Source organism: Alloalcanivorax balearicus MACL04 (assembly GCF_025532145.1).
GTDB classification, from domain to species: domain Bacteria; phylum Pseudomonadota; class Gammaproteobacteria; order Pseudomonadales; family Alcanivoracaceae; genus Alloalcanivorax; species Alloalcanivorax balearicus.
On sequence record NZ_ARXS01000003.1, the window covers coordinates 199,538 to 224,247 of the forward strand.

Sequence of the window (24,710 nt, forward strand, 5' to 3'; positions counted from 1 at the left end):
TCAACTCCTGGTGTGCGGTTGTGGATGCCCGGCATCGCCCTCGTCGTCCTCCACGGCGGACAACGGGCGCATGGGCTGGCGATATTGGCCGGGACCGCCGTGGGCTTCCCGCTCCCCTTCGCTGATCACTGGGCCCTTACGTACCAGTCGCAGCATGTAGGCGATGCCGGCGCCGAACACGAACAGATAGACCAGCACGAACAGCGACAAGGACAGCGCCAGTTGTCCCGGTGGATGGGGCGATACCGAGTCGGCGGTGCGTAACAGCCCATATATAACCCAGGGCTGGCGGCCCACTTCGGTGGTGTACCACCCGGCGAGAATAGCGATCAGACCGGCGGGGCCCATCATCAGAGCGAAGCGCAGTAACAAAGGGTGGTCATAGAGGCGCCCGCGCCCGCGCTGCCACAGGGCGTAGGCACCGAGCGCGATCATCAACAATCCAAGACCGACCATCACCCGGAACGACCAGAACACCACTGGCACATTGGGACGATCCTCCACTGGGAAGTCCTTCAACCCGGCGATGGTGCCGTCCCAGCTGTGTGTCAGGATCAGGCTGGCGAGTCGTGGAATCTCCACGGCGAAACGAGTGGTTTCCGCTTCCATGTCCGGCCAGCCGAACAGGATCATCGGCACTCCTTCGTCAGCCATGTGTTCGTCACCACCCCAATGGCCCTCCATGGCGGCCACCTTGGCCGGCTGATGTTCGAGGGTGTTCAAGCCGTGAGCGTCGCCGATCAGCGCCTGGATCGGCGCCACCACGATCAGCATCCACATGGCCATGGAGAACATCTTTTTCACCGCCGGATTATCGCGTCGCCGCAGCAGATGCCAGGCGGCGGAAGCGCCGACGAACAGGGCGGTGGCAAGGAAGGCGGCCACACTCATGTGCAGCAGGCGGTAGGGGAAGGAGGGGTTGAAGATGACCTCGAACCAGTTCACCGGCACCACCACGCCGTCGATGATCTCGTGCCCCTGAGGGGTTTGCATCCAGCTGTTGGAAGCCAGGATCCAGAACGTGGAAATCAGAGTGCCGATCGCCACCACCACGGTGGAGCAGAAATGCAGGCCGGGGCCCACCCGGTTCCAGCCGAACAGCATGATGCCGAGAAAACCCGCCTCCAGGAAAAAGGCGGTCAACACCTCGTAGGTCAAAAGCGGGCCGGTGATGCTGCCGGCGAACTCGGAAAAGAAGCTCCAGTTGGTGCCGAATTGGTAGGCCATGACCAGGCCCGAGACCACGCCCATGCCGAAGTTGACAGCGAACACCTTGCTCCAGAAATGGTAGAGATCGCGGTAGACGGTGTCCTTTCGATACAGCCAGAGCCCTTCGAGTACCGCCAGATAGCTGGCCAGACCAATGGTGATGGCGGGAAAAATGATATGGAACGAGATGGTGAAGGCGAACTGCAGACGGGCAAGGTCCAGCGCCAGGGCGTCAGACATGGGCGTACTCCTTCCGGCGGCAATGGGGTTTGTACCCCGGCCCAACGGGCAAAGGATCGGGTGGCGTCGCCGCCCCCGTTCAAGAATCCTTTAAAGGCTAGCAAGAAGGGCGGATGTCGGAACCTGGGCAGAGTGTCCTTGGGCATTGTGTCCTTGGACCGAATGTCCAAGGGGGCCTTTGTGCAGGTAAGGAGAGTCGCCGGTCAGAATTCCAGGACACGCTACAAGCACATCCATGTGGGCTCGGGTTTGGCCTTCCCTGGCCAAACACGGTCCTGGAATTCTGACCGGCGACTCTCCACGGGCTCTGACGCCCCTGAGGGAGCCGCCCTGGCGGCGAATTGGCGTGCAGACGCTCCCTTAAAAGAAAGGACCGGGATGAGGAAGAGGGGCAGCGAGAGCTAACGCCGCAGCATCGGCAGAGGACGCCAGGGCTCGGTGGCCATCTGACGCAGGAACAGCGTCAGCAGCCGGCGGTGGAAGCCGGCGTTGGGGAAGCGGCGCAGCACCGCGCGCAGAGCCGGGCGCGGCACGGTAAAGTGCAGCAGCCCCCGGGACAGATCGATCCAGTCGGCACGGCGGAATGCCTCCACCAACGCTGTCTTGCCGGACTCGCAAGCGCTGAGCTTATGGTGATCCAGGATCATGTCCTGAACCTCCGTGCTCCAGGCTCCACGGCCGGTCTCATGGAGGTAGTGGCAGGCCAGACGGGCGGAAGGGCTCAGGTAATTGAAGGTGCCGGCCAGCCAGATGCCGGCGTCATGAAAGAAGGCCGCGACTTGCAGCTTCTCCAGGGTGTCTTCCGTCAGCGGTTGCTGCAGCGCCACCAGATTGACCAGGCGATAGACATGGTTGCGGTAGGCGGTCTGGTCACGGCCAAAGCGCTCCGCGTACTGGTCGAACAGGGCGTCCACCAGCGGTAATTCAGTAATCAGAGCCTGATGCATCGACACGGTGTCCACGGACCCGTCCTCCTTTGTGCCCCAGTCCGGTCGGGGGCTTATCCTTGAGCTAACCAGACCGGGATGAACTTGTCACCGGGCTGAATGCCGATAATTGCAAACCGTTACGTAAACAGGGCGCTGTGTTGCTTGATCTCCTGTTGTATAGTCCGACAATGCTTCCAAATTGTTAAACAATGCGACGATCGTGACCTTTAAAGCCAACCAAAGCCTTGCTGAGCAGATCGCCGGTCACCTGGCCGGCCAGATCATCCGTGGGGAAATGCTGGCCGGCGACCGGATTCAGGAACTGCGGGTAGCCGGTGAGCTGGAAGTGAGCCGGGGGTCGGTGCGCGAGGCGTTGCTGATCCTGGAGCGCCGTCATCTGATCGAGATCCTGCCACGGCGGGGCGCGGTGGTGCGGGAACTGACGGAAGCCGGGGTGCAGGGGCTGTATGAACTGGTCCAGGTGCTGCTCGGGCTGGTGATCCGCAAGGCCATCAAGTCCCTGCGCGAGGAGGACCTGGACCCGTTCATCGAGCTGATTCACGAACTGCAACTGGCCGCCGGCGAGCGCAACGTGGAGCGCTTTTTTACCCTGTGCTTCCGTTTTCTGGAACTGGCCTATCCCTTCGCCCGCAACAGCTACGTGGAATCGGTGCTGGGTAACCTGCAACCGGCGCTGCAGCGTACCTGGTTCATGGCATTGCATCTGGATCATGACGAAATGAAGGAATGCCTGTCCTTCTTCAAAGCGCTGGTGGAGACCATCTTCCGCCGTGATGTGCGCTCCGCGCTGGAAATCATCCGCGAGTTCGCCGAGCACCAGAGCGCTCTGGTGCAGGACTCCATCACCCGTGCCCGCCAGATCGAGGCCGCCTGGAGCGCCCGCCGCCGCTGAGCGCCACCACCATCAAGGTGGTGCGCCGGGCCCTGAGAGCGCCCGCCGGCGCGATTAATGCGGTAAGGGCTTGCCAGAGCCGGCCGGTATCCCTAAAATTGCGCCCCTCTGCAGGCACGTAGCTCAGTTGGTTAGAGCACCACCTTGACATGGTGGGGGTCGTTGGTTCGAATCCAATCGTGCCTACCAAACATTCCCGTTTTGAGATTCGATGCCCGGCGTCGGGGTTGTCCGGGTGTCGCCGCGTGGCATACAATGTCGCGCTACCCGTCAAAACGGGCGAGGTTCGCCTCATTTCGATTCACTAAGTGGAGGTTCACGACATTAAGCGTGGAGGCAAGGGACGCGAGCAGCGTGCCAACATCAATCAGCAAATCCAGGCCCGCGACGTGCGGCTGATCGACGAAAACGGTGAGCAGCTTGGTATCGTTTCCCTGGAGGAAGCGTTACAAACGGCCACCGGAAAGCAGCTGGATCTGGTGGAAATCTCCCCTGGTGCGGAACCGCCCGTTTGCCGGATCATGGATTACGGCAAGCATCTGTTTGAGCAAAAACAGAAGGCCAAGGAGTCTCGCAAGAAACAGCGCCAGACTCAGGTCAAGGAAATCAAATTCCGGCCTGGCACCGATTCCGGCGACTACGAGGTGAAGCTGCGTAACCTGAAGCGCTTCCTCGAAACCGGCGATAAAGCCAAGGTCACTGTGCGTTTCCGAGGTCGGGAAATGGCGCACCAGGAGCTCGGTCGCGAGCTGCTGGCACGGATTGAAGAGGATTTGGCGGAATACGGTTCCGTCGAGCAACGCCCGAATATGGAAGGACGCCAGATGATCATGGTGCTCGGCCCGGGCAAAAAGAAGAAGTGATCCGGATTCGGGTTGCTTAAGGTAATCAAGCACTCAGCAACGAGAAGGTAACCATGCCTAAAATCAAGACAAACCGCGGGGCTGCAAAGCGTTTCAAGAAAACCGCCTCCGGTTTCAAGCGCAAGCAGGCATTCAAAAACCACATTCTGACGAAGAAGTCCTCCAAGCGGATTCGTCAGCTGCGTCCGAAGCAGGAAGTCCACGAAAGCGATGTGGCCCTGGTTAAACGCATGATGCCCTATAGCTGAGCCAACAGCTCAGTATCGCAACTGGTTTTTGGAGATCTGAATAATGGCTCGAGTTAAACGTGGTGTGCAGGCCCGTCGCCGGCACAAGAAAATCCTTAAGCAAGCCAAAGGTTACTATGGCGCGCGCAGCCGTGTGTTCCGCGTAGCGGTACAGGCGGTAACCAAAGCGGGTCAGTACGCTTACCGCGACCGTAAAGTTCGCAAGCGTCAGTTCCGTCGTCTGTGGATCGTGCGTATCAACGCCGCGGCCCGTGTCAGTGGCCTGTCCTACAGCCGTTTGATCGATGGTCTGAAGAAAGCGTCCATCGACATCGACCGTAAAGTGCTGGCCGATCTGGCCGTGCGTGATCTGGGCGCGTTTGGTGCTTTGGCTGAGAAAGCCAAAGCGAGCCTCGCCGCCTGAGCACCTGTGACGTTACTCTTGTAATCATAAGCGTAACGACAAGGCACTCTCGACGGGGGAAGAGCTCGCGCTCTTCCCCCGTTTTCGTTTGCGCGGCCGCCAGACAGGCCGCGATGGGATCGACCCGCGGGCCAGGGGCGTGGCGGGGGAAATCAGCAACCACTGGTGGATAAGGCTTTATGATGGAGAACCTGGAAACCCTGGTCAGCGAAGCGTTGGCGCAGGTGGCCGAGGCCGGCGACGCCCGCGTTCTGGACGAGGTGCGGGTCCGCTATCTGGGTAAGAAAGGGGAAATCAGTGCTCTGCTCAAGAGTCTGGGTGGCTTGGGGCCGGAAGAACGCCCCAAGGCCGGGGCTTTGATCAACGAGGGCAAGCAACGGGTCCAGGACGCCATCGAAGAGCGCAAGTCTCTGCTGCAGGAGCAGGTACTCAATGCCCGTCTCGCCGAGGAAGCGCTGGATGTGACCCTGCCGGGCCGTGGCGAAATGCCCGGCGCCCTGCATCCGGTGACGCGCATGCGCCGGCGCATGGAGGATTTCTTCCTGCGGCTCGGTTTCGACATCGCCGAGGGCCCGGAAGTGGAGGACGACTACCACAATTTCGAGGCGCTCAATATCCCCGATCATCACCCGGCCCGGGCCATGCATGACACCTTCTACTTTGGTGACGGACGTCTGCTGCGCACCCATACCTCGCCGGTACAGGTACGGGTGATGAAGGCCGGTAAGCCGCCGTTCCGGATCATCGCTCCGGGCCGCGTTTACCGCTGTGACTCCGACCTTACCCACACCCCCATGTTCCACCAGGTGGAAGGGCTGTTGGTGGACGAGGGCATCACCTTCGCCGATCTCAAGGGCACGGTGGCGGAGTTTCTCAAATTCGTGTTTGAAGTGGATGATCTGCCGGTGCGCTTCCGCCCCAGCTACTTCCCCTTCACCGAGCCCAGTGCCGAAGTGGACGTGGGCTGCGTGAGCTGTGGCGGTAAAGGCTGCCGGGTGTGTTCTCACAGCGGCTGGCTGGAAATCATGGGCTGCGGCATGGTGCACCCGAAAGTGCTGGAGCACGGTGGCGTGGATCCGGAGCGCTACACCGGCTTCGCCTTCGGCATGGGGATCGAACGCCTGACCATGTTGCGCTATGGCGTCAACGATCTGCGTCTGTTCTTCGAAAACGATGTGCGCGTGCTCTCGCAATTCGCCTGAGCGCGTCACCACCGGATACCGCAGCTTAGGCCGAGCGGCCGCGAACCGAATTTAAGGAACACCGAGAATGCGTTTCAACGAAGCCTGGTTACGGGAATGGGCTAATCCCGACATCGATACCGACACGCTGGTGCACCAATTGACCATGGCGGGTCTGGAAGTGGACGCCGTGGAAGCGGTGGTGCCGGCCTTCAGCGGAGTGGTGGTGGGCCGCATCAAAAGCTGCCAGCCGCACCCGGATGCCGACAAACTGCGTCTGTGCGAAGTGGATGATGGCACCGAGGTGTTCCCGGTGGTGTGCGGCGCCCCCAATGCCCGCGAAGGGCTGAAGGCGCCGTTCGCCCGTATCGGCGCGGTGTTGCCCGGCGACTTCAAGATCAAGAAGGCCAAGCTGCGCGGCCAGCCTTCCGAGGGCATGCTCTGTGGCGCCTCCGAACTGGGCATGGAAGACCTCATCGACGGTCTGCTGGAATTGCCGGAAGACGCGCCGGTGGGCACCGATATCCGTGACTATCTCGGGCTCAACGACACCATCATCGAAGTGGACCTGACCCCCAACCGGGCGGACTGCCTGAGCCTGTGCGGCGTTGCCCGGGAAGTGGGCGTGCTCAATCGGGTACCGCTGAACGAACCGGCCATCGAGCCGGTGGCGCCCGGGATCGACGACGTTTTCCCGGTGACCGTGGAAGACGCCGAAGCCTGCCCCCGTTATCTGGGCCGGGTGATCCGGGACGTCAACGTTTCCGCGCCGACGCCGTTGTGGATGGTGGAGCGGTTGCGCCGGGCCGGCTTGCGTTCCATTGATCCGGTGGTGGACGTCACCAACTACGTCCTGCTGGAACTGGGACAGCCGCTGCACGCGTTTGATCTGAACCGTCTCAGCGACGGTATCCGTGTACGCCGGGCACAAGCCGGTGAACGGCTGGAAACTCTGGACGAACAGACTCTGGAACTGCGCGACGATACCCTGGTGATCGCCGATGGGCAGGGGCCACTGGCCTTGGCCGGCATCATGGGCGGCCGCCCCAGCGCGGTGTCCGCCGATACCCGTGATCTGTTCCTGGAATGCGCTTTCTTCAGTCCGCTGGCCGTTGTTGGTAAAGCCCGTTCCTACGGCCTGCACACCGATTCTTCCCACCGCTTTGAGCGTGGCGTGGATCCGGCGCTGCAGGCCCGGGCCATCGAGCGCGCCACTGCCCTGATCCTGGAGATCGCCGGTGGCCGTCCCGGCCCGGTGAGCGGCAGCGAGGACACGGCGTCCTTGCCGGCCCCGGCAGCCATCGAACTGTATGCCGACCATGCCACCCGATTGCTGGGCAGTCCCCTGCGGAACGATGAAATCGTCGACATTTTGCAACGACTCGGCATGGACGTGAGTGAGCAGGGCGAGGGGCATTGGCGGGTAACCGCGCCGAGCTGGCGTTTCGACATGGCCATCGAACAGGACCTGATCGAGGAACTGGCGCGGATTCACGGCTACGACCGTTTGCCCAACCGGGTACCGGCGGGCACGCCCGCGGGCAACACGCAATACGAACACAAGGTGCCGCTGCGCCGGCTGTCCGATGCGCTGCGCGATCGTGGTTACATGGAAGCGATCACCTACAGTTTCGTGGCGCCGGAAATCCTGGCCCAGGTGGATCCGGATCACCCGCCTCTGGCGTTGCTGAACCCGATTTCCGCCGATCTCGGTGTGATGCGCACCACCCTGATGGCGGGCCTGCTGACCACCGCCCAGCGCAACCTGAACCGGCAAATTGACCGTCTGCGCCTGTTCGAAACCGGGCTGCGCTTCGTGCCCGGTGAGCAGGAACTCACTCAGCAGCCGATGGTGGCGGGACTGCTCTACGGCAGCGCGGCGCCGGCGCATTGGCAGAGCAAGCCGCGGGCGGTGGATTTCTATGACCTGAAAGGGGACGTGGAATCTCTGCTGGCGCTGTCCGCCAGCGGGGACTTCCGCTTTGTCGCCGCCACCCACCCGGCATTGCACCCGGGACAGTGTGCGCGGCTGGAGCGCGATGGCGAGACCGTCGGTTATCTGGGGCGTATTCATCCCCGTCTGGCCGCTCAACTGGATCTGCCCACCGACCTTTACCTGTTTGAACTGATCCTGGAACCGCTGGTGACCGGGCGTTTGCCACGGTTCCAGCCGGTGTCCGAATTCCCGCGCGTACAGCGGGACCTGGCCTTCGTGGTGGCCGCCGAAGTGGCGGCCGGGGACATGCTGGAACGGGTGCGGGAAACCTGCGACGAACGTCTGCGTGACGTGCAGGTATTCGATGTCTACCAGGGCGAGCACATTGACCACGGTTACAAAAGCCTGGCCATGACCTTGACCTTCCAGGACGCTTCCAGCACTCTTAGGGACGATCAGGTCAATGCCCTGGTCGAAGCGGTAGTATCCCAGTTAAAACAACGATTTAACGCCAATCTCAGGGTCTAAACCGAGGCAGATATGAGCGCGCTGACCAAGGCCGGCATGGCGGAGCGACTGCACGAAGAGTTGGGACTGAACAAACGGGAAGCCAAGGAATTGGTGGAGATGTTTTTCCAGGAATTGCGTGAAGCGCTGGAAAACAATCGCCCGGTGAAACTGTCCGGCTTCGGCAACTTCGAACTGCGTGATAAAAGTGAACGGCCCGGTCGCAATCCCAAGACCGGTGAGGAAATTCCCATTACCGCACGGCGGGTGGTGACCTTCCGGCCTGGTCAGAAACTCAAGCAGCGGGTGGAAGATTACCATGCTGGAACCCAGTAATAACGACGAGCTTCCCGCCATCCCCGGCAAACGCTACTTCACCATTGGTGAGGTCAGCGAGCTGTGCGATGTGAAGCCGCATGTGCTGCGTTACTGGGAGCAGGAGTTTCCGCAGCTGAAACCGGTGAAGCGGCGCGGCAACCGCCGCTATTACCAGCGTCAGGATGTTCTCACCATCCGCCAGATCCGCAGCCTGCTGTATGAGCAAGGCTTCACCATCGGCGGTGCCCGTCAGCAGCTCTCCGGCGACGCCAACTCCGAAAGCGCCACTCGCTACCATCAGATGATCCGGCAGATGAGGGTGGAGCTGGAGGAAGTGCTGGACGCGCTGAAGGCCTGACGAGGGGCTGGCCAATTCCCACCCAACCAACGCCGGGCGGCGGTTTTTCGGGTTCCATCCGCGTCATGAATCCGTTATGATTCCCGCCGCTTCGACGCAGAGCCCTCTCTGCCGAGCAAGCAACCACTCTCGGGGCGTAGCGCAGTCTGGTAGCGCACTTGCATGGGGTGCAAGGGGTCGGAGGTTCGAATCCTCCCGTCCCGACCAAACAAAACAAGGGGTTAGGCGATTCACAGCCTAACCCCTTTTTTGTTGCCTGCATTTTTGCCCCACTTTTTGCCCCACCGAATAAATGCTCGGCCTCGGCGATGACGCTTGCCCGGGGCCAAGTGAACCCGTCGGACAGAAGGCCCTGCGCGCCAGCGGCGTCTGTCCCAAAGCGGAGTGTACCCGCGAACGGCAGGAACAGGCCGGCAGCTTCACCATCGCTGATCTGGTGGAGCTGTATCTGTCTGAGAGTCGGGTGGTTGTCGATTCCCAGGTCAGCGTAAGTGCATCCCTGGCAGGCGCAAGCTCAAAGCCCAAGCAATCGCCCGCCGTACCCTCTTCAACACCCTGCGCGCCGCCTGAGGCGCTCCGTGCGCACTGGCTTGGCATGGCTGCGCTGCCCCAGTGATGTCGCCGAAGTGATCGGGGCCCTCCTGGCATCGAGGGGGCCTATAGCTTGCGCGGCTATGAGGAAGAATGCCGGGAGTGGCTGCAGCGTTGGGCGGACCACCTGGATACGCTTCGATAGACTTTCAGCTTCAGAGCGTCTCGTTGTCCGGTGCTGGAGAGGTACGCGATACCGTTGGCCGGGGGAGTCCAGGTGGTCTTGGGGTTCGTGACAGTTCCGCCAGGTATTGCTGGTCCATGTCTTGGATCTGCTTATCGCGAAAAATAAATAAAACCTTATAAAACAATGAGTTGCTTATTTTTAACAGTGGATTATTGAGTGTTGCCCACCGTATTGTCCACCAGTTAGCCGAGGGTTACTCGAAGGGCTTGGATTTCACTGCTTGTGAGAGCAGGTCTTCGATGATGCGATTCTTTGACTGTTTTCGAGCTTTTTCGAGCTGTTCAAGGTGGCGCCTAGCCTCGTCGCTTAACGAGAAGTATACCTGCTTCTTCGCCTTCTCGGACTCCCGATATTTCTTCTGGGACCAAGTCTTGCGCATTTTGATTGTGAAAAGCTCTTGGGAGTCCTTGCCCAACCTATATAAGTGGTCGAGAAAGCCAAGTATATACGTATATTTCTCTTTGGGGTCGGAGGAGTGCCGACATGAGAAAAGCAGATCGTGCTGCTTCCAGAGCATGGACTTATTGATGTACTCAATAGCCCAGTTTAACTGGCTGATATCTCTTTTATTAAGCCACTTTATCTGACTCCAGGTTATCTGACATTGATCCCAATATTGTCTCATTTTATCAAGGACCTCTCTCTTTTGGTCCAAACGAATGGCCCAGGCGTCAATTGTTGCAATGACGGAGTGATATCTTCGTTCAGAGGGTATGGTTGCTGGGTCAGGAGGTTGGAGCAATATCTGAACTTGGAGAAAGCGAGAAGGGGGAGGATCTCGAACAATTATATTTGGAATGGCAATGTTTAGTTCATTGAGTAGCCAAATTAACTGCCTGTCATTATCGGCTGATATCCAACTCAGTTCATTGTTGGGCAGAAAATAAGCCTCCTTCCATGTCCTAATGTGAGAGGACATGTAATATCTGTTCCAGTTGTCGGCCAAATCCTCAACGATCGACTCGACACTTTTGATCTTCTCAGAGCTTCCTGGGTAAACCCAATCCGAATTGTAGGATAAGTGCAGGCGTAACCAATACTTCTCTCGTTTACTGAGGTGGGGGAGGGGCGGTGTTTCTGTGAAAGGGGAGTTCATGATCATATGGTATCTACATGTAGAGTTTTGAGTGTAATTAAAAGAAGGGTTTGGTGTAATGTTTAACTTAGGATTAAATGTATGTCAAGTAAACCGCAACACCAAAGAATACACCGTATGTATAAAGTGGAAGATAAAGAAGAAAAGGATTTTGAAAAAATTAAGAGCGAGAGGTTGAGAGATGGAGCATCTCTCAAAAGGCACGAATTAGGATGAGGGTTGGCAGTGTTCTCAAATCATGAGGGTCAAGGGATGATCTAACGCGGAAGCGTAGATAACTATCTTGGCGCAGTGTTTGTGCGCAGAAATGGTTATTTTCTGAACGGTATATAGTTATGATTATAATGATTTTTTATCATTAACAGGGGCTTTTGGCTTATTCTTAGATAGGTTCTTCGGCATGAAAATGTCAAATTCTCTTGTGGCTGATGGAAAATAAAGAATATAGCAGGGTGTAATTGGTGTTGCTGGAGTTGCAGAGCTTAAAAAAATAAATGGCGGCTTGTTCCTATGAACACTACTGTTCTGAGGAGCAAAAAATGCGAAAACGTAATCACGATAATACCAATCTTTCCCTTCATCACTCAGGCCCTTGGCAAGGCTACGATGTTCAGCTTCAACGAGGACCTCTCTTTATCCCCTATTTAGAGCGAATTCACGAAACGATGACACGGGCTATCCACAGCCAGCCAAGAACTATGGCTGTGCGGGTGGATCTTGCTCTGCCGGTAAATGGGTATTATCGCCGGGGGGATCTAATAGAACGGTTTATACAGTCATTGCGAGCTCAACTAGAGGCTGAGCTGATGAAACGTAAGCGGGATGGAAGGGCAGCACCTCGGTGTCGACTCGAATATGTTTGCGTGAGAGAGCAAGGCGTGTCTCATCAGCACCACTTTCATGTGTGCTTGTTTCTGAACGGGGATTGCTACCGAGGCCTTGGCGAAATGCCGCGAGCAAATGGGATGGGCGAGTTCGATCCTGATATCCCGGCGGACCCTCGCATTGCAAGTCCAGGTGGTTTGGCAAAACGTATTGTCGCGGCTTGGGCCCGTGCGTTGGGATGGACTATGGAGCAAGCGGTCGGGTTGGTGCATTTTCCGGAAGGCGGTGTCTACCGGATAAAGCGGCATTCGGCAGTGTGCGATAGTCAGATAGCAGGATTATTTAACCGACTTAGTTATTTGGCCAAAGAGGACACAAAGCAGTTTGGAGATGGTTTCCGGAACCTTCGGTGCAGTCGAGGGGAAGGTCGTAATGGTTATATTTTACAGCCAAGCCCTATCGCATGAGAAGAATACCGAGGCGTTAATCATCATGAAGATCATGCGGTTGAAAGAAGTTATGGATACCACCGGGCTGAAGCGGTCAGCCATTTATAAAGCGATCTCTGAAGGGCGCTTTCCCAAACAGGTCAGTTTAGGCGCGCGTGCAGCAGGCTGGGTCGCTGATGAAATAGAGTCTTGGATTATGGAACGAATAGAGGAACGTGACATGGCGTACGAAGGAAAAAAGAAAAGCTGATAGTGAGAAGGGCCTCTATTGATGTAGAGGCCCGGAAATTGGTGCCGGTGAGGGTGCGTTATTCGGTAGTTTATCGGTGAGCTTAACTTATTGATTTTCTTCGATCTCTATGGCCATGCCTACGATCCCAAGAACTGCCAGAATAAACACGATGTAAACATAGTGCTTTATATCGTAGCCATACGTGGTCTTGTTCAGGAATGAGGTCAGGACAGCGTACTCGAGAACCCACTTTGATCCTGCCAGGATAGACAAGATAAGGGACGACACCTTTATCTTGGTGGTGGACCCTATATAGGTGAAATAAGCTATCGCGATGACAGAGATGAGAATTCCCGTCTTTAGAGAGCTGTAGAGGGAGTGTGGTGCCATGCCTGGCTCTAACATCAACGCCTTTAGATATGAAGAGGCAAAAATCCCTTCGAGGAAGCCGTCGCTTTCCGGGGATATTATGATTCGGGATGCTGCCAGGTAAGCGATCACCATGGCAACGTAGATGGTGTTTGTCCATTCTTTGTGTTGTTCATTTTTCACTGTCTTTTCTCGGTTTGTGCAATGAAAGGAGGAATTGAACGACGGTCCTTGGTGGTGGCGGGCGTTTATCCGTCAAAGGTGTAGGTGCCAGAGCCATGATCTGTGACGATTTGGGCTTCGATAATGTTGCATTGATGATCGACTTGTATTTTGAGTGTCTCACCGTATTTTATTTTCTTGGGTAGAGGGTGCCGAAGGCTCCCACCAGGGCCCTCCATTACCCGATAAATACGGCAGTTCCCCCGATTCACAGTTAGTTCTTTAATTTCAAGCTCATCGACCAGGCTCAGAATGTTGACGAACTTGAGTTCGGAGCGATATCCGGAGAAGTACTCGGGTTCGTAGTGTCTTGAGACCTTCATGTAGTTTGAGGGCTTAAATTTATCCGGGTTTTGGGCTTTGTAGTCCTGATATTCCTGATGTGCCGCCATTTCCTCGGCGACGATGCTGTCTATGCGCGCTTTGTGTTCCTTTGTGACCTCCAGGATTTCAGCGGCAGTCAGCCCATGGAGATCTTCGAGGTCATTGACGTAGACGTGACCACCTATCTCGTATTCCTCGAGGTATTTGATGACAAGAGCGTCGAACTCCTCCTGTTGATCCTCGGGAAGGCTGTTCAAGAGTGCCAAGTACGAGGTTTTCCGGGATTCCCGGGTGCTGATGTCCAAAGTAGGATCGAAGCAGCCGGATAGCAGCGTAAGCACGCATAGGATCCATATGAGTCTCATGGGTTTTTTCTCTTTGATGTTGAGGGCTTGCCCTCGGTTTGGTCAGAATGAGGCGGGTCCAGAGGAGGTTGGCGCCATAGCTGTGAGGCGCCGATGATCCCCAGGATCAGGGCGCCGGAAGCGGCGAGCTTGCCGATCTTCTCATCGGTTGCTCCGAAGAGCAGGGCAACAAGTAAAGCGGCCACTCCCAGCCCCACAATCACGATTGCGAGGGCGCTCTCCCGTCTCGGGTTGGGATGGGGTTTCACTCAGTATTCCTTTTCCGAGTTGTTGCACTAGGACTATTCGTACGTTTATTGGGGGTTCGTCCCCGAGATCTAGCACAAGCAAATTGGCCGATTGCCTTCGCACTTTACTTGTTGCGGAATAGCTGGCAGGCGGAAAGAGCCCGGGAGAAATTCCCCCGGGCGTTCTAGTTGCTGAGTTCAGATCCTGAGAGTCAGAGTGATGTTGGATTCAAACCGTTTCCCTGTCTCCACGACATCGAATGAGAACCGCACTTTGACTTGATTGACGTTGATACGGCCTACGTTCAAGTCGAAGCTGACCGTACTGCCTTTGGTGATCGTTTGGCCCGTATAGAGCCCATCGATCAGCGGGTTGAGGTGGTCGTAGCCGGGCGTTACAACAATCGCTTCTACGTTATCGATGGTGAAGTCTCCGCCGATAGCGGTAATCCGGTACTCTTCGAGCGTGACAGCGTTCGGGCAGGAACCCACGCACGTTTCTGTTTTGTTCAACACGCTGTTAGAGACGTAGGGCAAGCTTGATTCATTCCAACTACCGAAAGAATAGGATTCCAGACGAAGCCCATTTTCGATTGCCGTGATTTTCACCGTAACCGGATCACTGTCGTACTCGCCGTCGTTAACAACCAGTTGGACGATGTAGTCTCCTGCGATGTCAGGGGTGAAAGAAGGCGCGACACTGGTGGGGTCAGTCAGTTCAGTAAGGTCGCTGCCCGTCGGCGTTGAACGGAACGACCAGCTGTAGCTGATGACATCGTCGTTGGGGTCGATGCTGTTAGAGCCGTCTAACGTCACGAGATCGCCGATATTGACGGTCTGATCCTCGCCTGCGTCTGCGGTAGGTTTACGGTTCAGCTCGGTTGCCGTGATAACGACGCGCGCCGGTTCGCTTTCTTGTCCTCCTTCGGTGACGATGAGTTCAATAGTGTACGAACCAGCAACGTCGGTCCGGATACTAATTTCCCTCCAAGTGTTAATTTTGGTATCAATCTCCGCATTGGAGCCTTCTGGCCTTGAGATCAGCGTCCAGGATCCGTGAAGAATGCGACCTTCAGGATCGTAGCTGTCATGGGCGTCAAGGTTAATGATTCCGCCCACTGTCGTTGACATAGTGCTGACATTGATCACCGCCACCGGAGGCAGGTCTACTTCTTGTGCGGTGATCGTGACGTTAACAGGATCGCTGTCTTCTTGGCCGTCATTGACAACCAGACCCACCACGTAGTCCCCTTCGACATCTGCCGTGAAGCTCGGGGATACCGTGGTGTCGCCAGAGAGCTCTGCATTGCTTCCCGCAGGCCGGGTCACGAAGTGCCACTGATAGGTGATCTGATCGTTGTCGGCGTCGTGACTGCTGCTGCCATCCAGAGTAACGGTGTCGCCGACATTAACGGTCTGATTACCGCCTGGGTTAGCGACGGGTTTGCTGTTGGGCGTACTGGCAGTAACTACAACTTCATCGGGATCGCTGTCCACCACGCCGTCGTTCACCACCAGTGACAAACGGTATTCGCCGTCCACGTCCGGAGTGAATGCGGCCACGACGGAATTCGCGTCTTCCAGTACCGCCGCACTGCCGTCCGGCACGGATACAAACGACCACTGGTAAGTCAGAAGATCGCCGTCGGTGTCTTGGCTGTCACGGCCGTCTACCTCGACCCGTTGTCCGGTCTTCACGGATTGGTCGTCACCAGCGTGCGCCGTGGGTGCGCTATTGGCAGAGGCCACGGTGATGGTGACGGTATCCGCTTTGCTATCGGCCTCGCCGTCGTTGACGATCAGTTCGACCTCGTACGTGCCTTCCATGTCCGCAACGAAGCTCGGTTTGACGGCACTCTTATCGCTCAGCTCCGCGCTTGTGCCGTGATCCGGTACGAAGACGAACCTCCAGCGATAGGTCAGGGGATCATTATCCTCGTCAAAACTGGCGGAGCCATCGAGGGTAACGGTATCCCCCACCTTGACGTTTTGGTCGCGCCCAGCATCCGCGTGGGGATACACGTTAATGGTGCCGGGCGGCGTACCGTTGTCGTCTCCGCCGTCGTCGGGATGGGTTGGTGGGGTGCCGCCGTTATTACCAGGGTGGCTGCCGCCACCGCTGCCACCACAGGCGGTGAGAATCAAGCAGGCCAGGATAAGACTGAAGCCGGTCCATCGTTTGATCATGATGACTCCTTTAGGTATTGAAGCTGCCAATCGGCAAAAGGGACCCGAACCGGGTGCAGGGGGAGGTCCTCTGTGTGCTCTTCCGCGCCGTATCACCGCTTTCTGTGCTTCGCCGCTTTTCCCCAAACGCGGTCAACCCGGCGGTGACGCCAGAGCGGTGTTTTGAGTTATTTCAAGTTCGGAAAGTGAGGGCTGGTTCACGGATTCCGTACTAATTAAGTATGGTATAAATATACTTTTGCAGTCTATTTATGCCATACGACAAAAGTATGGAGATTCCATAACGTCAGAGGGGTCATTGATACCGAGTCCCCTCATGTCAGGCTTCCACACCCGTCTGAAATCCGCCCGGAAACACCTGGGCTTAACCCAAGAACAGTTGGCCGCTGAGCTGAATGTGGGTAAGGCCTCGATATCCGCTTGGGAAAACGACCGGGAGAAGCCGGGTTTTCGGTTGCTTCACAAGCTGAGTACGGTGCTTGGTGTCTCCTTGGACGAATTGATCTGCGGTGAAGGGGATGACGATATGCTGGAGAAGCCCAGCCCCCTGACCGTACGTAACGAGGCCGAGGAGGTACTGCTGCGCTCCTTCCGCCGCATGCCGGTCAAGCGACGCCAGGCCCTCCTGGCCTTGATGGAGACGCTGGATTAGCGTCGGAGGGATGAGCCAGTCCCAGCTTCTGGCGCAGCCCCGAGGGCGGGGTCTCGTCTGACTTGGGACCGTCCCTGTGCGGTTCGGAGCCGGGGGCGTTCGGCGGGAACTCTTCCACTACCTCCAGCCCTTCATCCTCACTGTATTCAAAGGCTCCGTTGGCCAGCCCCGCTCTGGCGGCGGCATCCAGGGCGGCCTGATCGAACCCGCGAGCCGCCAGGGTCTCCGCCAGATCGCGAGCCTCGACCAGGGCCACGTCGAGAGGCTGCTCTTCACGCAGGGTCAAATCCACGTAGTAGATCACGGTGCCGTGACTTTGCCGGGTGCTCTTGCCGCGCAGTTTCAGGCACAGCGGCAGGGTGGCGAGGTGCCCGCCGGACAGGGCGTGGTAATAGTGCAGCCGGGCGGTGAGGGTACGGATGCTGTTGTAGCTGGTGGTTCGGAACAGAAACACACCGACATCATCGTCATCGCCAATCCGGACGCTCAACCGGGAGTAGGGTTTGCAAGCGCCCTCGCCGGCCAGCGGGCACGCCTCCGGCCCGGGACAGGGTAAGGACTGAACGCCGTCCTCGGTCCGCCGCCGGCAGGTTTCCCCATCCCCCACACACAGAGGGCGTCCCGTGTTGCGATCGAAGCGGGTGTAATCGGCTCTCAGGTTGAGATCCGGATCGTTGAACAACAGCCGCACGGGTAGGCTCCGTAGCTTGCCACTGGGCGCGTCCTGACGCAGCTGCCCGTCCAGGGGGTGGGTGACCCAGCCCTGGCGGGTCTGGATCTGGGTGGTGAGCGTGAATTGATCGTCTTTTTCCGGTCGGCGTTTCCCGTCTTTCTCGACGATGCGACCGATGCTGATCCGGCCGATCACGGGCGGCGTGATGGCAAGCTGTTTGAGCATGGTGAACTCCCGTAGATGAGGCAGTGGTGATAGCGGTGGTGAGGTGTCAGGTGCGTACTAAAAAACGGCGTGTACCCGGTTTGACTTTCCCATAGCGCTTGAGCAATCCGGGATGGACCTGGAGCAGTCGTTCATTGTCCAGCACGGTACTGTCGGCGCTGCGTTTCCAGGACACCTCGCCGTTACCAAAAAGGGCGCGGGATGCGTGGCCCATGGCCTGTTGGAGGCGTTGCTTGAGCCGGGATTCCCGCGCCTGTAGCCGGGTCAGGCGTTCGCGCAGATCCAGCAGCTCGTCGAAATCCCCGCACAGTCCAGCGTCGTCGGTGAAATCCAGCACCACCCCGTCGTCGTGGGGGTAGAGCGCCCGCAGGGCCCGGTCCGAGGAGGCGCTGCCGTCCACGGGGGGCGGCGTGTCGTTCTCGACGTGGCGCCAGAACGCCCGCTCCCGTTCGATCAATCGCTCGATCACGGCGTCGTCGCGTGGAATGCGGAAGATCTTCATCTCATGGCCGCAGAGCAGTACGCAGACATCGGCCGCCTGTTTGCCGGTGACGGCCAACTGATGTTGGACCTGGCATTGGACGTAGTCCGGTACCCCGTCCCGCCAGAGGCGGGCGCCGTACTCTCCGGCGGTCTTGCACTCCAGGATCTGGACGTCGGGGTGCCCGACCACGGTGTAGTCCAGATTGGCGAGCATCCAGGCCTTGTCCGGATCCGGATGTTGCAGGACCGCGTGGACGCGGCGCACCTTGCGGCCGGTGTGACGGGAGTAGGCGTCGGCCACGATGGGTTCCAGCACGGTGCCCCAATACAGGGGGGAGGCGAGGTCATCCTGAGGCGCGGTGGGCAACGCGTCCTCTCTCCCGGTTTTGATCATCCACAGCTCCAGGGGAGACTGATGGGGATTGAGGCCGATGGCGCTGGCGGCGTCGCTGCCGCCCAGGCCCTGTTTACGGACTTCGAGCCAGTCCGCCCGGCTGAGACGTTTGGTGGAGACCAGGCGCAGAGCCGGGCGACGCCGTTGCGGGCGATGAGGGTGAGGGTTCATGGGGCATACTCCATAACCGGGCCCTGCGACAGCCGCTCGGCTGTCGCAGGGCTTGGATCGAGAAGGGAAAGAGAAGACGAGATCGGGGAAGAGTGGGCTACGCGGGCGCGGAAGGTCCCGACGGATACCGATTAAAAAACGCGGTGACGAGATCGTGGATGACCGCCTCCGCTTCGGTGTCCGAGGGCCACTGACCCTGGTGCAGAACCAGGTGGTAACCGAGCAGCTCGCCGAAGGGGCGCACCACGTTCGCTTCAAAGGCCCCGTCTGCTGGGGCACCCGGTGGCCAGAAGCGCCGGCAACAGGTCCAGAGCGGCGCCAGATAGCGGGTGCTGGCGCAGATCAGATCGATCCACTCGCCGTGCCCGCACGGCCGAAGACGCGGGCCGCGCTCGGGGGCTTCCGGTGAGCCCATCAAGCCGTCGAACAGGGCGGCTCCCCAAACGGCCGCTACCCCCGTGGGTAAGGTCTCGCTGACCCGGTCCGCCGCCTGTCCACAAGGGCGGAAATACAGTGGGGTCGTTTTCATTATTGATTATCCTCCATAACAACGCCCACCAGAGCCTACCGCTCTGGTGGGGGTATGGCATGTCGTGGGCAAAGGGCGTCATGCCGTCAGCCGCAGTGCCTGGTCCAGCGCCTTGCGTTTGAGGGTGGCGCCCTGGCCGAACCAGGCGGAGTCCAGGCGATGATCGGCGGTGCGGCTGCGCCGTTCGTGATCGACGAACTCGGTGACCGCGTTCAACAGGCCATAAGCGGTGCGGTGTGAGGAGGGCAAATGAGCGCCCCGGCCCCGGCCGTCGTACAGGGCCCTGACCGTTTCCATGGCGCGTTCGTTGACGGGCGTGATCGTCGCCTTGGTCCGTTGGGCGGTTTCGTCCTGAAAGACGCCTCGGAGGAAGGTCCGTACCTCGGTGTCCTTGACCTGGCGCTCGCTCAGCCGCTTGAGGCGGTACATGAACTCGTCCCAGGCGGACACGGAAATCCCCAACTGGCGTTTGACTGCGTCCGGATCGAACACTGATCGGTGGGAGACCTTTACCGCCTGGCTCTGGCCGTTCAGCGCCACCGCAAGCGTGTTGTTGCAGACCACCCGAACGCTGGTGAACTGCGCCGTGGTGGCCATGGTGCCGTCACAGGCGGTGGCCAGCAGGACGTAAGCGTCGGTGCGGTCGTTGCCCTTGAGCACGCCGGTTTGGCCGGTGCGGGCCAGCGCCCAGATCTTGCGGCCTCCTTTAAGGACGCCAGCGGTTTCCAGTTCAAATCCAGACTGCTCGGTGAGATCCCGGTAGAACTCCAGGATCTGCCGGGGCTGAACCACCTTGAAGCGGTTACTCACTACGGACAGAGGCGCCTGATTGTCTGAGCGGAACAGAACCTTCTGATCCGGGAAGGATGAGATCTGCCCCAGGGAGCCAGCCTCACTGCTAATGAAACGGACGGGAGTCTCGCGGATCTCCCAGTCCATGCCGGCTTCCTGCATCCAGACATTGAGGGGTTGTTGGGCAGCGAGCTGGTTGCCGAGTCCGTACCAGGGGGTTCGGCCTGCATAGGCCATGCTTTCGACAAGATGTGTCATGGTAAATCTCCAAGAAATAGCGATGAGCCCAGAACGGGCGGATTAACGAATAAGAAGAGGGGGAGACATGCTGATTCAGGGGTATAGCTAAAGCAGAATGGGAAAGGCTCAGAGCCAGCCACGCTGGGCCAGGCTGACCCACTCGGAGCGGGACACGACGAAGTGATCCAAGACCCGCACATCGATCAGGGCCAGAGCGTCCTTGAGCCGGGTGGTGATGGTGCGATCAGCCTGGGAGGGCTCACAGCACCCGGAGGGATGGTTGTGGGCGAAGATCACGGCAGCGGCATTACAGGCCAAGGCCTGCTGCACAACCACACGGGGATATACCGCCGCGCCATCAATGGTGCCGTTGAACAAGGGCTCGAAACTGAGGACCTTGTGCTTGTTGTTGAGAAAGATGGCCGCGAAGACCTCGTTCTTTTCCTGGGCGAGGGCCAGCTGCAGGAACTGGGCGACATCGGTGGGAGCCGTGAGTGCCTCCCGACCGGTCAGCTCATCCAGCAGGATGGTGGCCGCCGTACTGACAATCTTCTCGGGTTTAACACAGCCCTGCACGTGGTACAGGCCCTGCTCGTTCTTTACGAAAGTGGGAATATCCATAGAAACTCCAAAACGGCATAAAAAAGCCCGCGCAAGGCGGGCTCTGGTATGCAGTGAAAGGGGGGGAGGTGCGAAATACGGGTTAATCGGTGTCGAGTCGAAAGGCGTGGCCGCAATCCAGGCATTGCAGGTTGTCGAGGAAGGTCTGGTCGAGCTTGTCACCGAGAGCGGCACCGGCCTCTCCGCCGGCAACACCTCCGATCAGACCACCAATCACGGCACCGGCGATGCCGCCTAGTAGTGATCCTCCCGGGCCTGCGACATAGCCCAGTGTCATGCCAACACGGGCGCCACTGGTGGCTGCAGCTACGCCACTAGCGGCACCTGCAGCTGTGCCGACAGAGCCGCACACTCTGCGTCCGTTGTGGAGTGCCGCTATCCGGATAGATTGGCAGCTGGGACATTGAATGATCATGAAACCTCCATGCGATGGGTCAGGAAGGTCATTCCTTCCTGGCTTCATGGGGGTGATATGTAGGTGAAAAAATCTGGAATCGAGACGTAGACTAGGTAACAGAAATGAAATTACTATGAATCGCCACCGGTTTGCTAGACACCTTTCAGCCATACAAAATGGTGGCCGCCGTACTGATAATCTCCTCAGGATTAACGTAGCCCTGTACGTGGTACAGGCCCAGCTCGCTCGAATATCCATAGAAACTCCAAAACGGCATGAAAAAGCCCGCACAAGGCGGGCTCTGGCATGCAGTGAAAGGGGGGGGTATAAAATTCATGATCAAAAGCATCGGTTTGCTGTTTTGGGTTGCAAGTAGAGCAAGTAGTGTTAGTGGGTGTAGATTCAGTATCCTTCAGGGAAAGCTCATTATAGAGCGGTCGAGATTGAACAGGCTGGACGAGACTCCAAATCATCATCCCAACTATTGATGAATTTGACTTGAAGCATAGAGAATGGAGGGTGAAGGTGTCAGTTGTCTGACCGGTCGCCGAATCGATCAGAACCAGGGATTACAACAACTGCAGTAAGGCCTCCTACCTTACTGGACGTGTAATGAACCTGTCCCTGATAACGCTCAACTATTGCGTGGACAATAGCCAGCCCCAATCCATGACCGGGTGTTTGCTCGTCCAGCCTCAATCCTCGCTTGCCCAATTGTGAGTGGGCTGTTTCTGATACGCCCGCTCCGTCGTCGCTGATGATGATTTTTAACTGACCTTGATCTTCACCCAGCGTGAGTTCCACCCAGCGGGACGACCATTTGCCTGCGTTATCCAGCAAGTTGCCAAGGATTTCGTTCAGATCATGCTCCTCAACAGGCCAGCGATGGTGTTCAGGCAGATCCGTTGACAGTTCAAAAGATTTATCGGGGTAGAGGCGGCCGAGCATCCACAGCAGGTCCCGGGCCTGTTTGACCGGGCAGGCACTTTGACCGACCTGTGGACCCGCAAACCGGCTTCGCCGCATTTCTGACTCCAGCTGAGCATCTATGTCGTCGAGGCGCGCCGCCATTTCCCATCTCAGCTTCTCATCGAGCGGTCGGCTGGTGTCTTCCAGGATCTGTCTGACAGCCGCTATGGGCGTTTTCACACTGTGGGAAAGGTTGGCAAGGGCGTCACGGGAGCGTTCCAACCGGTCATCCAGTGAATCCAGCAGCTGATTGAGTTGCTGAACGAGGGGCCGGAACTCCTCCGGGCCGTCTGCGTTAATACGGGAGATATCGCCTGACTGAAGCTTTTTCAGGCTCGCCCGAAGGCCCACTACTGGCCGCAGGGCCAGAGTGATGCCCACCCATATGCTTCCGACCATCAGAATGACCAGTAAAACCGAGACGATGGCAGTCCAGGTGTGGAGTTCGGCCTGACTTTGCTGAAGTGCCTCCATATCCTCGGCAACAATGACCACAAAGGGGTTGCCGCCGATTGTGAAAGCACGGCGATACCCAAGCAACTCTGAAGGCGCAGCGGATACCCCAGCACCTCGGACTCTCACGGCTCCTTCCTGCTCGGACGAGAGCAACGGCCTCAGCAGCGGTGTCCAGGTTTCCGGTGAAATGGACTGCCCGGACGGAGAGGCAATGGCGAAGGCGTGGTGGAACACTTCCTGGAAGTAATCGCCGGTCTGGAGTGTATCAATCCGGCCACCGGACTGGCGGATCTGGTGTTCCAGAAAAGCCACCTCATCTTTCAGGCGGCTTTCCACGAAGTCCGTGGACATCCTCTCCAGCAAGGCCCCATGAATGAACCAGGCCAGTGCCATCAGACCAATACCGACCGGAAGCAGCAGAATCAGGAGCATCCCCCTGACCGAGCGAGGTCTAGTGGCTATCGGCATCGAACAGGTACCCCTGACCACGTCGGGTCTTTATGGTGTCCGGACCCACCAGCTTCCTGAGCCGCCGCACATAGGCTTCGATCACGTTCTCGCTGGGTGTGTCGTTGAGGCTGTATAGCTGGTCCAGAAGCTGTTCTTTCGAGAAAACCTGCCCGGGTCGACTCATCAGACAGCGGAGCAAGCGGAACTCCGTACCGGTCAGGCTATGTTCGGTCTGGTCACCGGCTCTTAACGTCTGGCGATTTTCGTCCAGCTCGAATCGGCCGGCTGTCAGGGTATCCATAACTCGGCCTTCGCTTCGCCGGACGATGGCGTGAAGCCGGGCAATCAGTTCTTCGGTCTGGAAAGGCTTCGCGAGGTAATCATCGGCGCCGGCCTTCAGTCCATTCACCTTGTCCTGCCAGTCTCCTCTGGCGGTCAGGATCAGCACCGGGAAGCTGACCTTGTGCGTCCGCCACTGCCTCAGTACGTCCAGACCGTTGCCGTCGGGCAGGCCCAGGTCAAGGATGCCGGCCCGGTAGCTTTCCTGCTGCCCGAGTTGCCGGGCGTCCCGTGCTGTACGGGCGGTATCCACGCTGAAACCGGCCTTTTCCAGCTGGACGCTTAGCCCGTTCGCCAGCAGGGGATCATCTTCCACCAGAAGTAATCGCATTCCTGATCTGCCTTCCCAATTTGAGTATCAAAGCCCGTCAGTGTTGCTGCCCAAGCTGAATTCTGCCTGAACGAAAAATAATTCCGATTTTCAGCATGGATTCAGGTTGCTGAGCGATGGTAGCAACCGTTTCTGGATATTGCTCAAGTTTTGAGTAAGACAAACCGGCCTTCTGGGCCAGATCCGTTCAAGGGAGAAGTTATATGATCGTATCAAAATTCCTTGTTGCTGCCGCAACAATCTCATTGTCGGCGACCGCCTTTGCCGCTGGAACCCATGGCGGAGGCCACGGTCACGGCGCTGCGATTGGTGAACCTGGTAAAGCCTCAGAGGTCAGCCGAACCATAACAGTCGAAATGTACGACAACTACTATGAACCGGAATCAATCACCGTAAGCCCCGGGGAAACGGTGCGGTTCATGGTGGAGAACAAAGGGAACCTCGTTCACGAATTCAACATCGGCACCCCAGAGATGCACGAGGGCCATCAGGAGGAAATGATGATGATGGTCGAGCATGGCGTCATCCAGGGCGGAAAACTCAACCACGACATGATGGAAATGGACATGGGGAACGGCCAGTCCATGAAACACGACGACCCCAACAGCGTCCTGCTGGAACCGGGCCAGAGCCAGGAAGTCATCTGGAAGTTTTCCGATAACAGCAATATCGAGTTCGCCTGCAATGTGCCGGGTCATTACCAGGCAGGGATGTACGGTGACGTCAAGGTCCAGTAACTGAGTTCACTAATGGGGCGTTGATCCAGTGGGCTTGTAGGTATTTATTTTGAGGGTTCTTAGTGAAGAGCG

Annotated in this window: 27 protein-coding genes and 2 tRNA genes; 14 read left to right on the top strand and 15 right to left on the bottom strand. The window is 58.0% G+C overall.

Translation table 11 applies throughout. The annotated features are described in order from the left end of the window. Entirely contained in the window at positions 1-1,449 is a 1,449-nt protein-coding gene (locus MA04_RS04360) for a cytochrome ubiquinol oxidase subunit I (protein ID WP_163127230.1), read from the bottom strand. Between the two features lie 401 nt (positions 1,450-1,850). Next, positions 1,851-2,411 (bottom strand): hypothetical protein, encoded by a 561-nt coding sequence (locus MA04_RS04365; protein WP_163127231.1) that lies wholly within the window; start codon positions 2,409-2,411, stop codon positions 1,851-1,853. Positions 2,412-2,598: 187 nt separating this feature from the next. Between MA04_RS04365 and MA04_RS04370 the strand changes: the two genes are divergently transcribed. The 10 genes from MA04_RS04370 to MA04_RS04415 all read left to right on the top strand — a co-directional run bounded on the left by MA04_RS04370 (position 2,599) and on the right by MA04_RS04415 (position 9,312). Further along, positions 2,599-3,291, top strand: coding sequence for a GntR family transcriptional regulator (locus MA04_RS04370; RefSeq protein WP_022996122.1), 693 nt, complete (start codon positions 2,599-2,601; stop codon positions 3,289-3,291). A 112-nt stretch (positions 3,292-3,403) separates the two neighbouring features. After that, positions 3,404-3,480, top strand: a tRNA-Val gene (locus MA04_RS04375). A 119-nt stretch (positions 3,481-3,599) separates the two neighbouring features. Next, entirely contained in the window at positions 3,600-4,154 is a 555-nt protein-coding gene (gene infC, locus MA04_RS04380) for a translation initiation factor IF-3 (RefSeq protein WP_163127233.1), read from the top strand. 53 nt (positions 4,155-4,207) lie between these two features. Next, positions 4,208-4,402 carry a 50S ribosomal protein L35 gene (gene rpmI, locus MA04_RS04385; protein WP_014995531.1) on the top strand — a complete coding sequence of 65 codons (195 nt, stop codon included), beginning with the start codon at positions 4,208-4,210 and terminating at the stop codon, positions 4,400-4,402. A 43-nt stretch (positions 4,403-4,445) separates the two neighbouring features. Beyond that, entirely contained in the window at positions 4,446-4,805 is a 360-nt protein-coding gene (gene rplT, locus MA04_RS04390) for a 50S ribosomal protein L20 (RefSeq protein WP_014995530.1), read from the top strand. 182 nt (positions 4,806-4,987) lie between these two features. Beyond that, positions 4,988-6,007 carry a phenylalanine--tRNA ligase subunit alpha gene (gene pheS, locus MA04_RS04395; RefSeq protein ID WP_041717654.1) on the top strand — a complete coding sequence of 340 codons (1,020 nt, stop codon included), beginning with the start codon at positions 4,988-4,990 and terminating at the stop codon, positions 6,005-6,007. A 67-nt stretch (positions 6,008-6,074) separates the two neighbouring features. Next, a complete protein-coding gene (gene pheT, locus MA04_RS04400) occupies positions 6,075-8,450 on the top strand; it encodes a phenylalanine--tRNA ligase subunit beta (protein WP_262459582.1) in 2,376 nt (791 codons plus the stop codon). 12 nt (positions 8,451-8,462) lie between these two features. Then, positions 8,463-8,765, top strand: coding sequence for an integration host factor subunit alpha (gene ihfA / locus MA04_RS04405; protein ID WP_014995527.1), 303 nt, complete (start codon positions 8,463-8,465; stop codon positions 8,763-8,765). After that, positions 8,749-9,105, top strand: coding sequence for a MerR family transcriptional regulator (locus MA04_RS04410; RefSeq protein WP_262459583.1), 357 nt, complete (start codon positions 8,749-8,751; stop codon positions 9,103-9,105). Before ihfA ends, MA04_RS04410 begins: the two co-directional genes overlap by 17 nt. 130 nt (positions 9,106-9,235) lie before the next feature. After that, a tRNA-Pro gene (locus tag MA04_RS04415) sits at positions 9,236-9,312 on the top strand. Positions 9,313-10,076: 764 nt separating this feature from the next. Here MA04_RS04415 and MA04_RS04420 read toward each other — a convergent pair. Continuing rightward, complete coding sequence (locus MA04_RS04420) at positions 10,077-10,985, bottom strand: hypothetical protein (protein ID WP_262459584.1); 909 nt, start codon at positions 10,983-10,985, stop codon at positions 10,077-10,079. 659 nt (positions 10,986-11,644) lie between these two features. Between MA04_RS04420 and MA04_RS21790 the strand changes: the two genes are divergently transcribed. Further along, entirely contained in the window at positions 11,645-12,271 is a 627-nt protein-coding gene (locus MA04_RS21790; RefSeq protein WP_449355853.1) for an inovirus Gp2 family protein, read from the top strand. After that, a complete protein-coding gene (locus tag MA04_RS04425; RefSeq protein ID WP_262459585.1) occupies positions 12,237-12,503 on the top strand; it encodes an AlpA family transcriptional regulator in 267 nt (88 codons plus the stop codon). Before MA04_RS21790 ends, MA04_RS04425 begins: the two co-directional genes overlap by 35 nt. 87 nt (positions 12,504-12,590) lie before the next feature. Here MA04_RS04425 and MA04_RS04430 read toward each other — a convergent pair whose 3' ends face one another. The 4 genes from MA04_RS04430 to MA04_RS04445 form a co-directional block, all read right to left on the bottom strand. Continuing rightward, complete coding sequence (locus MA04_RS04430; protein ID WP_233918262.1) at positions 12,591-13,037, bottom strand: hypothetical protein; 447 nt, start codon at positions 13,035-13,037, stop codon at positions 12,591-12,593. A gap of 65 nt (positions 13,038-13,102) precedes the next feature. Beyond that, positions 13,103-13,741: a DUF6694 family lipoprotein gene (locus MA04_RS04435; protein WP_262459587.1), complete on the bottom strand. Its 639-nt coding sequence runs from the start codon at positions 13,739-13,741 to the stop codon at positions 13,103-13,105. A gap of 20 nt (positions 13,742-13,761) precedes the next feature. Continuing rightward, positions 13,762-14,013, bottom strand: a complete 252-nt coding sequence (locus tag MA04_RS04440) for a hypothetical protein (protein WP_262459588.1) — start codon at positions 14,011-14,013, stop codon at positions 13,762-13,764. Positions 14,014-14,190: 177 nt separating this feature from the next. After that, the gene (locus tag MA04_RS04445) at positions 14,191-16,179 is read right to left on the bottom strand and encodes a PKD domain-containing protein (protein ID WP_262459589.1); all 1,989 of its coding nucleotides are present in this window, start codon (positions 16,177-16,179) and stop codon (positions 14,191-14,193) included. A gap of 316 nt (positions 16,180-16,495) precedes the next feature. On the opposite strand from MA04_RS04445, the gene MA04_RS04450 reads away from it, so the two are divergent. After that, entirely contained in the window at positions 16,496-16,831 is a 336-nt protein-coding gene (locus tag MA04_RS04450) for a helix-turn-helix domain-containing protein (RefSeq protein ID WP_022996103.1), read from the top strand. Here MA04_RS04450 and MA04_RS04455 read toward each other — a convergent pair. The 8 genes from MA04_RS04455 to MA04_RS04490 all read right to left on the bottom strand — a co-directional run bounded on the left by MA04_RS04455 (position 16,785) and on the right by MA04_RS04490 (position 23,901). Further along, positions 16,785-17,729: a recombination directionality factor gene (locus tag MA04_RS04455; protein ID WP_262459590.1), complete on the bottom strand. Its 945-nt coding sequence runs from the start codon at positions 17,727-17,729 to the stop codon at positions 16,785-16,787. The two genes, MA04_RS04450 and MA04_RS04455, sit on opposite strands and share 47 nt — an antisense overlap. Positions 17,730-17,775: 46 nt before the next feature. Further along, positions 17,776-18,777 carry a YqaJ viral recombinase family nuclease gene (locus MA04_RS04460; protein WP_262459591.1) on the bottom strand — a complete coding sequence of 334 codons (1,002 nt, stop codon included), beginning with the start codon at positions 18,775-18,777 and terminating at the stop codon, positions 17,776-17,778. 97 nt (positions 18,778-18,874) lie between these two features. Next, positions 18,875-19,306 carry a hypothetical protein gene (locus MA04_RS04465; RefSeq protein WP_262459592.1) on the bottom strand — a complete coding sequence of 144 codons (432 nt, stop codon included), beginning with the start codon at positions 19,304-19,306 and terminating at the stop codon, positions 18,875-18,877. Positions 19,307-19,384: 78 nt separating this feature from the next. Beyond that, positions 19,385-20,356 (bottom strand): DUF932 domain-containing protein, encoded by a 972-nt coding sequence (locus MA04_RS04470; protein WP_262459593.1) that lies wholly within the window; start codon positions 20,354-20,356, stop codon positions 19,385-19,387. A 108-nt stretch (positions 20,357-20,464) separates the two neighbouring features. Continuing rightward, entirely contained in the window at positions 20,465-21,013 is a 549-nt protein-coding gene (gene radC / locus MA04_RS04475; RefSeq protein WP_255346280.1) for a RadC family protein, read from the bottom strand. A 28-nt stretch (positions 21,014-21,041) separates the two neighbouring features. Beyond that, positions 21,042-21,236, bottom strand: coding sequence for a hypothetical protein (locus tag MA04_RS04480; RefSeq protein WP_231504753.1), 195 nt, complete (start codon positions 21,234-21,236; stop codon positions 21,042-21,044). 648 nt (positions 21,237-21,884) lie between these two features. Then, positions 21,885-23,213: an ATP-binding protein gene (locus MA04_RS04485; protein ID WP_262459594.1), complete on the bottom strand. Its 1,329-nt coding sequence runs from the start codon at positions 23,211-23,213 to the stop codon at positions 21,885-21,887. A 19-nt stretch (positions 23,214-23,232) separates the two neighbouring features. Beyond that, on the bottom strand, positions 23,233-23,901 hold the full coding sequence (locus MA04_RS04490) for a response regulator transcription factor (RefSeq protein ID WP_262459595.1): 669 nt from the start codon (positions 23,899-23,901) through the stop codon (positions 23,233-23,235). Positions 23,902-24,104: 203 nt separating this feature from the next. On the opposite strand from MA04_RS04490, the gene MA04_RS04495 reads away from it, so the two are divergent. After that, positions 24,105-24,638: a cupredoxin domain-containing protein gene (locus MA04_RS04495; protein WP_262459596.1), complete on the top strand. Its 534-nt coding sequence runs from the start codon at positions 24,105-24,107 to the stop codon at positions 24,636-24,638. Positions 24,639-24,710 lie beyond the last annotated feature (72 nt).

Coding starts and splice junctions, on each gene's coding strand:
- MA04_RS04360 (WP_163127230.1), bottom strand. CDS start 1,449: ATGTCTGACGCCCTGGCGCTGGACCTTGCCCGTCTGCAGTTCGCCTTC.
- rpmI (WP_014995531.1), top strand. CDS start 4,208: ATGCCTAAAATCAAGACAAACCGCGGGGCTGCAAAGCGTTTCAAGAAA.
- rplT (WP_014995530.1), top strand. CDS start 4,446: ATGGCTCGAGTTAAACGTGGTGTGCAGGCCCGTCGCCGGCACAAGAAA.
- pheS (WP_041717654.1), top strand. CDS start 4,988: ATGGAGAACCTGGAAACCCTGGTCAGCGAAGCGTTGGCGCAGGTGGCC.
- pheT (WP_262459582.1), top strand. CDS start 6,075: ATGCGTTTCAACGAAGCCTGGTTACGGGAATGGGCTAATCCCGACATC.
- ihfA (WP_014995527.1), top strand. CDS start 8,463: ATGAGCGCGCTGACCAAGGCCGGCATGGCGGAGCGACTGCACGAAGAG.
- MA04_RS04410 (WP_262459583.1), top strand. CDS start 8,749: ATGCTGGAACCCAGTAATAACGACGAGCTTCCCGCCATCCCCGGCAAA.
- MA04_RS04420 (WP_262459584.1), bottom strand. CDS start 10,985: ATGATCATGAACTCCCCTTTCACAGAAACACCGCCCCTCCCCCACCTC.
- MA04_RS21790 (WP_449355853.1), top strand. CDS start 11,645: ATGACACGGGCTATCCACAGCCAGCCAAGAACTATGGCTGTGCGGGTG.
- MA04_RS04425 (WP_262459585.1), top strand. CDS start 12,237: ATGGTTATATTTTACAGCCAAGCCCTATCGCATGAGAAGAATACCGAG.
- MA04_RS04445 (WP_262459589.1), bottom strand. CDS start 16,179: ATGATCAAACGATGGACCGGCTTCAGTCTTATCCTGGCCTGCTTGATT.
- MA04_RS04450 (WP_022996103.1), top strand. CDS start 16,496: ATGTCAGGCTTCCACACCCGTCTGAAATCCGCCCGGAAACACCTGGGC.
- MA04_RS04455 (WP_262459590.1), bottom strand. CDS start 17,729: ATGCTCAAACAGCTTGCCATCACGCCGCCCGTGATCGGCCGGATCAGC.
- MA04_RS04460 (WP_262459591.1), bottom strand. CDS start 18,777: ATGAACCCTCACCCTCATCGCCCGCAACGGCGTCGCCCGGCTCTGCGC.
- MA04_RS04465 (WP_262459592.1), bottom strand. CDS start 19,306: ATGAAAACGACCCCACTGTATTTCCGCCCTTGTGGACAGGCGGCGGAC.
- MA04_RS04470 (WP_262459593.1), bottom strand. CDS start 20,356: ATGACACATCTTGTCGAAAGCATGGCCTATGCAGGCCGAACCCCCTGG.
- MA04_RS04480 (WP_231504753.1), bottom strand. CDS start 21,236: ATGACACTGGGCTATGTCGCAGGCCCGGGAGGATCACTACTAGGCGGC.
- MA04_RS04485 (WP_262459594.1), bottom strand. CDS start 23,213: ATGCTCCTGATTCTGCTGCTTCCGGTCGGTATTGGTCTGATGGCACTG.
- MA04_RS04490 (WP_262459595.1), bottom strand. CDS start 23,901: ATGCGATTACTTCTGGTGGAAGATGATCCCCTGCTGGCGAACGGGCTA.
- MA04_RS04495 (WP_262459596.1), top strand. CDS start 24,105: ATGATCGTATCAAAATTCCTTGTTGCTGCCGCAACAATCTCATTGTCG.